This is a genomic window from Streptomyces sp. NPDC021115 (assembly GCF_044333065.1).
In the GTDB taxonomy this organism is placed as follows: Bacteria; Actinomycetota; Actinomycetes; order Streptomycetales; family Streptomycetaceae; genus Streptomyces.
Map to the genome: position 1 here is coordinate 1,078,267 of NZ_JBIRQF010000001.1, position 12,077 is coordinate 1,090,343.

The following is a 12,077-nucleotide window of genomic DNA, read 5'->3' on the forward strand; positions in this document are numbered from 1 at the left end:
CGTACGTCATGCGGTTGCTGGTCTGGGTCAACGTCGTGGGTCACGCAGCTTGCCGATGCGCTCGCGGTCGAGGCGGAACTCCGTTCTCAGCAGCCGGGTCAGCGGGCCGATGAGCCGGTGCACCAGCTCGTCGAACTGCCCGTCCGTGAGCGCGCGGGCGTCGAACGCGACGCGTTCGGCGGCTCGCTTGCCGCTGCCGCCGCCTGTCTCCTTGGTCTGGGTGGACGCCGTCCGGGTGGTGCGGATCTGTGGCGGGGGCGGGGGCGGTGTTGGGGCCGGTGTCAGGGCTGCGTCCCGCTGCACCGGTGTGGGGGCGGGCACCCCGGTCGGCGACGGCGACGGCGACGGCGACGGCGGGCTGACGTGCGGTGCGGGCGGCCACGCGCCACGAGGCGCCGCGACGTGCGCGGGCCCACCCTGCGGTACGGCCCTGCGCTGCACGGGCGGGGCGGAGGGCGTTCCGCCCGCGTCGGTCGGCCGCCCCAACGGCACGACCGACGCGGGCGCCCGCACGCCGCCGGGCGAGGCGGCCACCCCGCGCTGCACGGGCCGGGCGACGGGCTGCCCCCGCCCGGCCGCCCCGCCGCCACCGGAACGCGCCCCCGCCTGCGGGACGGAGGGCGCCCCGGCCGCCTCGGTCGGCCGCCCCAACGGCACGACCGAGGCGGACGCCCGCGATGTACCGCCGGGCGAGGCGGCCGCCGCACGCTGCACCGGCGGGGCAGCGGGCTGCGCTAACGCGGCGCCATGCGGCGCGATGGGCGCATCGGCATCCGACCGCTCCGGCGCCGCCGTGCGGCCGGAGATGCGCCGCATCGCACGGCCGATCAGGCCGGTGGAAGGCGCCGCCGGGGCGGGGGCATCGGCTGCCCGCTGTACGGGTAGGGCGTGATCGGTGGCCACCGGCTCGGGGTTCGTGCCGATGCGGCGCAACGGCACGGCCGTCGGCGTGCTGCCGCGCTGTACGGCGGCGGCACCGGGCGGAGGCGTCGTCGGCATCGCCGAGGTCAGGGCGCGCGCCGACGCCAGCGGAAGCGAGGCAGGGGCCGGGCGGTGGGCAAGTGCACCCCGCTGCACGGGCGTCTGCCGTACCGGCGCCGCCGATGGCGTCGGGCTGCTGCCCGAGGTCAAGGGCGCGCCCAGCCCCGTACGCGGCTCGCGCCGCTGCACCGCTCCCCCGCCCCGCGCCGCTTCCGGCGCCGGAGCGGCGGCCCGCCGCTGCACCACGGGCGCGGCGGATGCCGCCTCCGGCGCCGACGGAGCGGCGGTGCGCGGCTGAGCAGGGCTCGCGGCAGGCGCACCGGTCGTCGGCGCGCCAACCCCCGTACCTCCGGGGCCAGGACCGTGGGCGGCACGCCGCGAAGTTCCCGGAGGCGCGCCCAGATCCGTACCCCCGGGGCCGAGGTCATCGGGCACGCGCCGCTGAACCGCAGGCGGCTCAGGCGGCATGGACGTTACGGACCCGCCCGGCGCCGGAGCCGAACGGGCAGCGGCGCGCCGCTGCCCGGCAGGCGCTGTCGCCCCGGGCATACCGGTCATGGGCGCCCCCAACCCCGTACCCCGCCGCTGCACCGCAGGCGCGGCAGGCGCCTGAGCACCCCGGCCTGGCGCAGCGTCCGCAGCCGAAGCCGAAGGCGCAGCGGTGCGCCGCTGCACGGGACGCGCGGCGGGCGGCGTCGCCCCGGGCATACCGGGTATGGGCGCCCCCAGACCCGTACTCCGCCGCTGCACCGCAGGCGCAGGCTGCGCGGGATGTGCGGCAGACGGTGTCGCCCCGGTGCCGTCGGGCGCCGAAGCGGAAGCCGAGGGGGTAGCGGTGCGCCGCTGAACGGGCCCCGTGGCGGCGGGCGTCCCCGGAGGCGCGCCCGGCATCGGTGCGGCCGGGCCCGTCCCTCCCGAGCTGGGGCTGTCGGGCACCCACCGCTGCACCGCAGGCGACTCGGCAGGCGTGGACGCGGCGGGCGCCGGAGCCGACGGGACAGCGGCGCGCCGCTGAACGGGCCCCGTGGCGGCGGGCGTCCCCGGAGGCGCGCCCGGCATCGGTGCGGCCGGGCCCGTCCCTCCCGAGCTGGGGCTGTCGGGCACCCGCCGCTGCACCGCAGGCGACTCGGCAGGCGTGGACGCGGCGGGCGCCGGAGCCGACGGGACAGCGGCGCGCCGCTGAACGGGCCCCGTGGCGGGCGGCGTCGCCGCAGGGGCGCCGGTGATGGGCGCGCCCAGACCCGTACCCCCCGGACCGGGGCCGTGGGCAACGCGGCGCTGCGCCCCGGGCGCGGTGCTGGCGGCAGGTGGCCGTGGTGGCACAGGGCCCGCAGGCGCGGCAGACGCTGCCGAGGTGGAGGGGGTGGCGGTGCGCCACTGAACGGGACGCGCGGCGGGCGGCGTCGCCGGTGGCGTACCGGTCGTCGGTGCGCCCAGTCCCGCCGTACCTCCCCGGCCGGGGCCGTCGGACACGCGCCGCTGCACCGCAGGCGCGGCAGGCGCGGCAGGCGCGGCAGGCGCCTGAATGCTCCCACCCGGCCCACTGCCCCGCGCCGGGGCAGACGCCGCCGAGGCGGGCGCCGCTGGCGCCGACTCAGACGTCGCCTGGGCAGGCGTGACCGGAGCCGAAGCTGCCGCGCCCGGGGCGACCTCCGAGGCAGGCGGAGCCCAGGCGGTCGGGGCTCGACCAGGTGCGGACGCGGCCGCAACCGGAGCGTCCCCCAAAGCAGGTGGCGCCGAAGCGGTCGCCCCCGGAACGGACGCTGGAGCGGGCCCCGGAGCAGGCGGCATCGGAGCAGCCATCCCCGGGACGGAAGCCGGAGCCGGAGCGGGGCCCGGGGCAGGACCCGGGCCCGCCACGTGCCGCGCCGCAACAGGGGCCGCGTCCGCCTGCATCGGCGCGACCGGCGCCGCCGGGCGCGCCGTTGGCAGGGTGCGGCGCTGTACGGCCGGGGCCGTGGTCAACGACGGCGTGGGGCGGGGCGGGCTCGGTGGTACCGGGCGTACCTCCGGGCCCGCCGACCGGCCGAACGGCGGGGCGCCCTCCGTCGGCGGCTCCGGCTGGGCCATCGGCAGGGGCAGGGGCAGCGGCGGAGCGCCCAGGTCCGGTGACGGGCGGCCCGGCTCCCTCAGGGCGCCCCGGATCAGGCCGCGTGGCGCGTCGTCGAGCACGGCGTGCGACAGCGTCCCGGCGAAGGACGGGTTCTGCCAGGTGGTCAGCGAGCCGCCGAACCCGGGGTCGGCGACGCCGCGCGGAAGCCGGGCGGCAGCCGTGGACTGGATCGGGGGAAGTCCAGCCCACGCGGCCACCGCCCGGCGCTCTGTACGGCCGTCCGCCCCCGACGGGCGGCCGTCCGGCATCCCCTCCGCGGATGCCGGACGGGCGACCTCCCCAGGCGCCCGCCCGGACATCTCCCCGGGCGCGTCGGGGGCAACCCCGCCGCGCGGCGCCCGCGACTGGCCCCGGAGTCTGTCGAACAGTCCCATCTACCGTTCCTCAGGACTGAGCAGGAGTGAATCCTGTGTCCAGGACTGTTGCTCAGCCGCGTGCTCCGAACGGTGTTGGGCACTCCCCCAGCTACCGCTGGGAGGTGCCCCCCGGTCGCCCGCGTTCGCTCCGCTGCCGGGCGGCACGGATCTTGTCCGTAGTCCCTGGACGCGGGGGCGGGGTTCCTCACGCCGTCGGGTCTCCGGTCGGGCCTGGGCGGTCCGATGCCCACGGCGATCGCTCTGGTCGTCGTGGGGCGGTGCCGTCCGTCGCCGGATCGGGTGTCCGAGGGCGCGTCGCCCGATCGCGATGCTTGCCGCATCGTGCCGGGAAACCTTGCGGTTGCTGGTGGTGAGGGGCTGCTGCCAGTGCTGGGCGCCCCACCGGGAGGTACAGGCCGGATCGACCGCGATGATCACGATGTCCTGCTCGGCGGCCATCGCCACCAGCCGCGCCTTCAGCTTTGCGGTGGGAAAGCGGGAGATCAGACGGCGGAAGCGCTTGTTTCGACCGTGCTTCTCCCGGCACCGGCCATCGGTGAAGTCCAGGTTCTCGATGGCGATCGCCCCCGCCCCGGTGGCGCGGGTGTGGTGCAGCAGCCGGGTCAGGGCGTGCCGGATCTGCGCATCCCGGTGCTGGGCGCTACCCGACAGGTCGTAGAAGAAGCGGTGGGGTTCACCGACCGGGTTGCCGTGCACGTCCAGGCGCCAGGCGGCCAGGTGGTCGTCGTTCATGTCGACGGCGACCACACCCCGGGCGAGCGCGGCTTCCCAGGGCAGGACCGGGGCGGGGGTGCGCTGCCAGGAGGCGGTCACATACCAGCGGTCCCGTGCCACATCGTGGTGGATGCGGTAGGCCACCGTCCGGTTGTTCGTGATCCGGTCCCGCCACTCCTCACCCCGGTGGCGGAACGCCACGGTCGCGTCCAGCACATACCGGCCGTGCGGAGCGTTGGCCAGACGGGCCAGCGTGGCCGGGAGTTTGACCGAGAGCTGTCCGGTGGCGGTGATGCGGATCGTCTCGTTGCCCAGCAGCTTGCCGGACTCCCCGTCAGCGGCAAGGAACATCCGCGCCGCCTTCCACCGCTCCTGCCACGCCCGCTCACTCAGTCCGGCCTGGTCCAGGTGGTGGCGCAGGCGCGCGAGTCTCTTCCCGCCGCGCACCACCCGCACCCGGCCCGCCGCCCAGTCCGTCTCCACCCCGGCCAGCCGGGCCCGCAGCGCGTGCAGGCGCCGGGACTTGGCATGCCACTCGGGTCGCGAACCGTACCCGCGCGGCACACCTTCCCGCTTGTCGGCCTTCGCTCCCAGCGGACGCGCCAGCCTCGCCTCGATCGACGCGATCTGCTTGCGCAGCCACGCCATCTCGGCGGCCTGTCCGCGCCGGGCCAAGGCCCACTGATCGTGGGTGGCCTTGGTGATGCTGCCCGCCCACCTGGCCGATGAGACCCCGGTCAGCTCCCGTTTGCGCACCGCCCAGGTCTTGTCGCCGTGCTCCAGGCCCTGCCGGGAACGCACCGCGGGATCACCCGCAGCCAGGGCGCCGAGGAACACGCCGACCTCGGCCAGTACCGCCGCATCGGTCTCCGACACGCGTAACCGGGCGCGGATGGCCGTCCCCGTTGGGCCGGACACCACGAACGGCGCCGCTACCTCCCGCACCCCGCCCATGCCCTTCACTCCACTCGGAATCGGAAATCCTGCCGCCCCAACCAACGGCCCCCGCTCACAAAGGTCACGCATTCGATGAACAAACTTCCGTTCCTATCGATCCAAGGCCCGCAGCACATCTCGGCCGCTGGCGCCAGGCTCACCTGTTCTTGCGGAAGCGCACTCATGCACGGTCAGGCGCCAGCAGTTCCGAGCCCCTCCGTGGCGCGGGTGACGAGAGAGGCGATCTGCTGTGCGTAGCGCCGCCGGTCGCCGTGTTCGAGGTCCAGGATGTCCTCCAGGCTCCAGTGGAAGTGGTAGGCGATGTACGCGATCTCCTCGTGGATACGGTCGGTCGCGTACGTCACGATTCCCCCAGGCGGCTCCCGCCGAGCTCCACCTCGAAGGGCTGCTCGCAGTGCGGGCAGGTGACCCCGGCCCGGGTGTGGCCCTCCGCGTTGACCTGCCGGTAGAAGTCCTGGAGGAAGGCGAGGTCGGAGGCGAACATGTTCTCCACCACGCCGTCGTGCACCGAGGTCAGCGCACCGAGCCGGGTGATGACCCGGCCGAGCAGCACGACCGACAGATACGCCGGGTTCTCCTGGACGCGGACGTCCCGCAGCGGGATCAGTTCGTCCCGGGCGGTCGCCAGCCGCATGGTCCCGGTGCGGTGCACGGTGCCGGAGTCGTCGACGTAGCCGCGCGGCAGCTCGAAGTCGAACTCGGTGCGCAGCCGCTGCGGTTCGGGCTCTGGAACCGCGGAAGGAGCTGGGGCCGGGTCCGGCACCGGGGCCGCTTCCGCGGCCGGTGCGCGGACGGCCGTGCGGCGCATTACTCGATGTCCAGTTCTTCGAAGGTGATGGTGACGGTCTCGGTCAGCGCCGACGCCTCACCGGCCTTGACGGTGCTGGCGTCGATCTTGCTGCACCAGGCGTTGCGCAGGTTGTACCGCTTGACCGGGTTCAGCTCGTAATCCATCACCATGATCGTGGCGTTCTTGCGGGCCGTGGACATCTGGCCCTTGATGGACTGCTGGATCCACTGGGTGAACGCCGGTGACGGGGTCATGCCGCGCACGACCGTGCACTGGCCCGCCTTCTGCACGCCCGGCATCTTGCTGACCTTGGGCTTGCCCTGCGCGGAGACCTGCTGGTACTCGATGACGTCCTGTTCGAAGCTGAGGCCGCTGACCTCCTGGAGGTACTCGACCATGACGCCGTCGATCTGGATGCCGAAGTTGTGTGAGGTGAAGGAATCACCGGGCTGGATACTCATGAACCGCTGTCTGTCCTTCTGCTACTGATGCACCGAAAGGGGATGGGACACGCCTCCGCGCGCACCGTCACTCCTCCAGCTCGCCGCTTCCGCTGGAGAACTGGGCCAGCCGGAAGATCACGAACTCGGCGGGCTTGACGGGCGCGATGCCGATCTCGCACACGACCCGGCCCAGGTCCACCGACTCCGCCGGGTTGGTCTCCTCGTCGCACTTGACGTAGAAGGCCTGCTCCGGGCTGGAGCCGAACAGGGCGCCGGCCCGCCACTCGTTGACCAGGAACGCGGACACGTTGCGCCGGATGCGGGCCCACAGCTGGTGGTCGTTGGGCTCGAAGACCACCCACTGGGTGCCGATCAGGATCGACTCCTCCAGGTAGTTGAAGTACCGGCGGATGTTGATGTAGCGCCAGGCCGGGTCGGAGGAGAGGGTGCGGGCGCCCCAGATGCGGATGCCGCGGCCGGGGAAGGCGCGGATGCAGTTGACGCCGATCGGGTTGAGCAGGTCCTGCTCGCCGCGGGTGACCTGGTTCTCCAGGTCGACGACGCCGCGGACGACCTCGTTGGCCGGGGCCTTGTGCACCCCGCGCTCGAAGTCGTTACGGGCCCAGATGCCGGCGACGTGACCGCTCGGCGGGACCATGCGGCCCTGCCCTGTGGCCGGGTCGAAGATCTTGATCCAGGGGTAGTAGACGGCCGCGTACTTGGAGTCGTAGCCCGCGGTCTCCTGGCGCCAGACCCGGATGTCCCGGGCGTTGAGGCCGGGCGGCGGGTCGATGACGGCGACGCGGTCGCCCATCAGCTCGCAGTGTGCGATCAGCCCGAGCTGGACGGCCTTGACGGCCTCCAGGTCGATCGCGCCGCGCTGGTAGGCGGCCATCAGGTCGGGCACGGCGACCATGGACACCTCGTCGACCGCCTCCAGGCCGCCGAAGCCGGTGCGGTCGGCGGAGTCGCCGAGGTACTCGGCGGGGCCGGGATGGGCGACGGAGGTCTCGGCCGGGGCGTCCGCGGGGGCCGCCGGGGCAGGGGCGGGGCGGACCAGGGCGACGCTCTGGTTCTCCGGCCGGGCCAACTGCCCTGCGGGGGCCGCCTCCTGGACGGTGATCAGCCTGGAGCGCTCCTTGACCTGCGTGACGACGTAGGAGCGGTTGCCCTTCTTCGCGGACACGTCGAACGTCTCGGCGACCTTGCCGTCGTCCTTGACGATCAGCTTGAACCGCTCGGCCGGGCCCTCGCCCTCCGGGTCCGCCACCTCGACGCTGAGCGCGCCGCCGGGGGTCAGGGCCTGGACGGAGAACGTGCCCAGCGCGGCCGGGGCGCCCGGGGGCAGCGCGGCCGGGGCGGCCGCCGATCCCGCCACGGCGGCGGGGGCGGCGGTCCCGGCGCCGCCCGCGGACTCCCCGCTTCCGGACGTGCCGCCGACCCGTACGACGTACGCGGCGGAGCCCCCGTTGTTGAAGAACCCGTAGACGGAGTGCGCGAGGTAGTACCCGTCGGTGAACTCGCCGAAGGCGGCGACGTACTGGGACCAGTTGGTCACCAGGGTCGGGGTGTTCAGCGGGCCGGTGGGCGCGAGCCCGACGAAGGCGGCCACGGAGGTGCCCACGCCTTCGATCGGGCGGGAGCCGCTGGCGACCTCCTCGACGTAGACGCCCGGCGACAGATACGACGGCATGCGCTGTGCTCCTCAGGGGTAGGGGTGAGGAAGAACGTGGGACCTTCACACCCTTGACCGGGGGACGCCGGATCGGATAGGTCCCCCGGGCCCTGGCAGGGGGCAGAGCCGGTGCCCGAAGGTATGGGCGGCACCAGGCGGACAGCCCCCTGCCCTGGCATCGCCGTGTCCCTACGGTCCGCCCGCTCAGGTCTCGTCGTAGAAGTGCTGCCGCCTGCCGACGAGCTGTCGGTACAGTGCCTGCCGCTCGTCGGAGCCGTCCTTGGTCTTGTTCAGCTCGGCGTACCAGCCCTGCTTGATGTCGTCCAGGAACGCGCGCCAGTCCCCGCCTCCCTGCGCCTTCCCCAGCTCCTTCAGATCCACATAGCGTTCGTTCAACTTGTCCCGCTTGTGGCCGTGCATGACCGACTCGGGGTTGGCCGTCGCCTCGGTGGACCGGAAGTCGTGCTTGTAGCCGACCGTGCTGGGCTTGTCGGGGCCGGTCGTTTCGATGCCGACCTGGAGGGCGCCGTCCGTCGTCTTGGTCGGCGCGGTGAAGACCAGCAGCATGTGGCCGTGCGATCCGGTCGGCAGCACCACATCGCCGTTCCAGTCCTTCGAACCGAAGCCGCCACCGGGGATGTCCAGACCCGACAGGTCCGGACCGCCCGGCAGGACCTTGTTCTTGAGGGCGACGAGGGCCCCGCCCGTCTCCTTGAACTTGCCCCGCTTGTCGCCCTTGTTCTTCCCGATGTCATTCCCGTGCGTGGCGTAGTCCCGCGGTTCGACGTGCTCCGCGAGCCCGCCCCCCTCGGTGACGCCCAGGAAATCCGTCAGGGACGCGGCCGCCTCCCCTTCGTTCAGGGCCGGGATGCGGATGTTCACCCGGCCGCCGTGCGCGAGGGCCCGGATGACGTCGCCGTCGCGGTAGTCGAGGTGCTTCTCCTGCTTCTTGTCGTAGATCTTCAGCCCGTGCTGGAGGACGAGAAGGACGTTGGTGAAGACATCACGGGCCTTGTCGGCCTTCGCCTGGTGCTGGGTGACGTGCGCCTTGTTCGCGTCGGCGTGCATGTCCTGGGGCGGAATCGCGGCCGGGTGCAGCGTGCGGACGGCGGTCTCGCGTATCTGCTGGTCGCGCTCGTCCCTCAGGGGCTGCTTCTGCTCCTCCGTGAGATTGCGGCCCTTGGTGTTGAAGAAGCGGGCGAGCGTGTAGGCCGGGTTGTCCGGGATGGGCGCGCCCTTCAGATGGTTGTTGTAGGCCAGGGTCGCGGTGAGGACGCGCTTGCCCGCGGGGAGATTCAGCCAGTCCTTGTAGTTGCCCTTCCTGGTGTACTCCTGGGCTTCGGAGATGGTGCCGATGCCCACGTCCTTCAGCCAGTCGGGGTTGACCGTCGTCAGCGCCTCGATGTCCGCCAAGTCCTGCGCGCCGAACACCTCACCGGCGAGCACCCGCCGGTCCAGGGTGCGCCTCAGCCGCGCCTTCCCCGCCGGCATCCAGTCCTCCGGCCACCAGGTGCCCGGTGCCCAAGGGCTCACGACCGGCTTCGTCTCGATGGTGTGATCCTCGATCGACTGGCTCAGCCGGTGGATCAACTCCTTGCCCTTGACGTCCTGGGCGGGCTGCTCTGCCGCGCTCTCGCTCGACTCCCCCACCCGCTGGACGGCCACGGGTGCCGCCCGGCCGTCGGCCACGCGCTGCACGGGCGCCTCCGCGGCGGGCCCGGCCGACGGCCCGGGGGCCGGGGCCGACGCCGTCACCGGGTCCGAGGACATCACCTGCTCGGCGACGGCCTCGGCTTCCTTTTCGAAGTCATCGCCCTTGTCCGACATGCTCAGCCCGTCGCCGTGGTCGGTCCCGGCGACCTGACCGGCCGCCTGCTGCTGGGTGTGGCGCAGCTCGTGGGCCATGACCTTCGGCTCGATGGGGCCGGGGCCGAAGACCACGTGATTGCCCGAGGTGTACGCGCGGGCGCCGATCTCGGTGGCCGACTTCTGAGCGGCGCTGTCGGTGTGCAGCCGTACGCCGGAGAAGTCCGCGCCCCCGAAGCGGTCCTCCATCTCCGTGCGCAGCGGTCCGGTGAAGGGCTGGCCGGGGGTGTCCAGGACGTCGTGCACGGCCGTGCGCTGGACCGGCGTTTCCGGCGTCTCATGGCCGCAGCCCGCGCCGTGGACATGCCGTTCCTCCTCGACCATCCTGCTCACCGCGGCGTTGCCCACCGAGCGCTGGAGGGCGAGGACCTGGCCCGGCGTCATCGCGCCGCCGGGCCCGGCGGGGGTGTCCGGCTTCGCCGTGACGAGGGCCGGTGCGGGTCGGACCAAGGACCTGGACCGGTCGGCGGACCGGTCGTGGTCAGGCTTTCGTGGTGCATGCATGGCTTCGCCGCCTCCTTGATCCGGTACGTCCGCTCCCTCTGGCTACACGAGGCGCGGGCACGCGGGTAGAGGCTCCGGGGCAGCCCTGACGGGCCTCGGGGCAACCGCCGGGGCCCGGGTGGCCGACGGCCGCCCGGCAGGGCAACGCGCCGGATCCTTCAGGCAACGGAACGTGCCCCGACGCCTGCGACAGCGCACGGGCGCCCGCCATAGCGTCGTTCGGTGAGCCTTTGGACCTCTCTGGAACCCGCCTCGACCACCGTGGACCCCGGCGGCTCGGCCACCGTGCGGCTGCGGCTGCGCAACACCGGCGACGTCGTCGACGAGTACCGCTTCGTACCGGTCGGCGCCCTGTCCCCGTGGACGACCGTGGAGCCGCAGACGCTCCGGCTGTACCCGGGGACGACCGGCACGGTGGAGCTGACCTTCTCGCCACCGCGTACGCCGGACGCGGCCGCCGGGCCGAACGCGTACGGGGTGCAGATCATCCCGACCGAGCACCCGGAGGCCACCACCGTCCCCGAGGGCAACGTCACGGTCACGCCGTTCAGCGAGGTACGGGCCGAACTCGTGCCGCAGACGGTGAAGGGCCGGTTCCGGGGGCGCCCCAAGCTCGCCGTGGACAACCTGGGCAACGTCAAGCTCACCGCGTCCATCAGCGGCAGCGACAACGGCGACCAGCTCTCGTACGACATCCACCCGGCCAATGTGCAGATCGAGCCCGGCCGGGCCGCGTTCGTCAAGACCACCCTGAAGCCGCGGCAGACCATCTGGGCCGGGGCGAAGGAGTCCCGGCCCTTCACGCTCTCGGTGCAGCGCTCCGGCGCCGAACCGCTTCCGGTGCGGGGCACCTACGAGCAGCCGGGGCTCATGCCGCGCTGGCTGGGCGTGCTCTTCAGCCTGCTGGTCGCGCTGACCATCGCGTTCGTCATGATCTGGTTCTCGTACAAGCCGCCGGTGGGCACCCTCGCCCAGGACCGGACCGCGGAGGCCGCCGCCAGTTCGGTGCCCACCGAGAAGCCCGTGGCCCCGAGTTCCCCGCCCCCGTCGAGCCCGGAGGCCGAGCCGACGCAGAAGCCGGGCGACGGTGACGGCGAGGGCGGCGGCGCTGGTGGTGGCGGCGGGGCAGACAAGCCCAAGCCGAAGCCGGTCGACCCGTTCGCCCGCGTCCTGCTGCGGAACGGGACCACGCAGAAGTGCGCCGCCCCGAAGGAGCCGGGCAAGGCGGGCGAGCGAGCCGCCCAGTTCCCCTGCGACGGCGCGAACAACGCGCAGTTGTGGAACCTCGAAACGGTCTTCAAGGGCAACGGACCGAACGGCGCCGACCTCGTCCAGATCCGCAACCTCCAGGACGGGCTCTGCGTGGACCTGCCCGAGACGGGCCCGGTCCCCGCCACCTCGCCGGTGTCGGTCGGCCCCTGTACCCGCAAGATGGACGACAACCAGCTGTGGTGGGTGGAGAAGCGGCCGAACACCAACGGGCTCCACTGGCTCCACAACTACAGCAGCGACAACCTCTGCCTGGACGTCGCCGGTTACGCCGCCAAGAACGAGGACAAGGCGGACGGCACCAACCTCACGCTCTTCGACTGCTCGGACGACGACGACCAGACGTGGTTCATCGTCAAGCCGGACGCCCAACAGCCCTAGGGCATGG

9 protein-coding genes are annotated in these 12,077 nt (G+C 73.2%); 2 read left to right on the forward strand and 7 right to left on the reverse strand.

All coding sequences use genetic code 11. The features are described 5' to 3' along the window. Positions 1-27: 27 nt before the first annotated feature. A complete protein-coding gene (locus ACH4TL_RS05040) occupies positions 28-903 on the reverse strand; it encodes a hypothetical protein (RefSeq protein WP_398311996.1) in 876 nt (291 codons plus the stop codon). On the opposite strand from ACH4TL_RS05040, the gene ACH4TL_RS05045 reads away from it, so the two are divergent. After that, entirely contained in the window at positions 896-1,279 is a 384-nt protein-coding gene (locus ACH4TL_RS05045; RefSeq protein ID WP_398311993.1) for a hypothetical protein, read from the forward strand. The two genes, ACH4TL_RS05040 and ACH4TL_RS05045, sit on opposite strands and share 8 nt — an antisense overlap. Before the next feature lie 2,189 nt (positions 1,280-3,468). Here ACH4TL_RS05045 and ACH4TL_RS05050 read toward each other — a convergent pair. The 6 genes from ACH4TL_RS05050 to ACH4TL_RS05075 all read right to left on the reverse strand — a co-directional run bounded on the left by ACH4TL_RS05050 (position 3,469) and on the right by ACH4TL_RS05075 (position 10,420). Beyond that, complete coding sequence (locus ACH4TL_RS05050; protein WP_398311990.1) at positions 3,469-5,139, reverse strand: IS200/IS605 family accessory protein TnpB-related protein; 1,671 nt, start codon at positions 5,137-5,139, stop codon at positions 3,469-3,471. Between the two features lie 173 nt (positions 5,140-5,312). Further along, a complete protein-coding gene (locus ACH4TL_RS05055) occupies positions 5,313-5,486 on the reverse strand; it encodes a DUF6760 family protein (RefSeq protein WP_398311987.1) in 174 nt (57 codons plus the stop codon). After that, positions 5,483-5,950 carry a hypothetical protein gene (locus ACH4TL_RS05060; RefSeq protein WP_398311984.1) on the reverse strand — a complete coding sequence of 156 codons (468 nt, stop codon included), beginning with the start codon at positions 5,948-5,950 and terminating at the stop codon, positions 5,483-5,485. The genes ACH4TL_RS05055 and ACH4TL_RS05060 overlap by 4 nt, the downstream gene beginning before the upstream one ends. Continuing rightward, on the reverse strand, positions 5,950-6,393 hold the full coding sequence (locus ACH4TL_RS05065) for a phage tail protein (protein ID WP_398311981.1): 444 nt from the start codon (positions 6,391-6,393) through the stop codon (positions 5,950-5,952). The genes ACH4TL_RS05060 and ACH4TL_RS05065 overlap by 1 nt, the downstream gene beginning before the upstream one ends. A 67-nt stretch (positions 6,394-6,460) precedes the next feature. Further along, a complete protein-coding gene (locus tag ACH4TL_RS05070; protein ID WP_398311978.1) occupies positions 6,461-8,068 on the reverse strand; it encodes a phage tail sheath family protein in 1,608 nt (535 codons plus the stop codon). A 186-nt stretch (positions 8,069-8,254) separates the two neighbouring features. Continuing rightward, positions 8,255-10,420, reverse strand: coding sequence for a DUF4157 domain-containing protein (locus ACH4TL_RS05075; RefSeq protein WP_398311975.1), 2,166 nt, complete (start codon positions 10,418-10,420; stop codon positions 8,255-8,257). Positions 10,421-10,642: 222 nt separating this feature from the next. Between ACH4TL_RS05075 and ACH4TL_RS05080 the strand changes: the two genes are divergently transcribed. Continuing rightward, entirely contained in the window at positions 10,643-12,070 is a 1,428-nt protein-coding gene (locus ACH4TL_RS05080; RefSeq protein ID WP_398311972.1) for an RICIN domain-containing protein, read from the forward strand. Positions 12,071-12,077: the final 7 nt, after the last annotated feature.

Coding starts and splice junctions, on each gene's coding strand:
- ACH4TL_RS05050 (WP_398311990.1), bottom strand. CDS start 5,139: ATGGGCGGGGTGCGGGAGGTAGCGGCGCCGTTCGTGGTGTCCGGCCCA.
- ACH4TL_RS05060 (WP_398311984.1), bottom strand. CDS start 5,950: ATGCGCCGCACGGCCGTCCGCGCACCGGCCGCGGAAGCGGCCCCGGTG.
- ACH4TL_RS05065 (WP_398311981.1), bottom strand. CDS start 6,393: ATGAGTATCCAGCCCGGTGATTCCTTCACCTCACACAACTTCGGCATC.
- ACH4TL_RS05070 (WP_398311978.1), bottom strand. CDS start 8,068: ATGCCGTCGTATCTGTCGCCGGGCGTCTACGTCGAGGAGGTCGCCAGC.
- ACH4TL_RS05075 (WP_398311975.1), bottom strand. CDS start 10,420: ATGCATGCACCACGAAAGCCTGACCACGACCGGTCCGCCGACCGGTCC.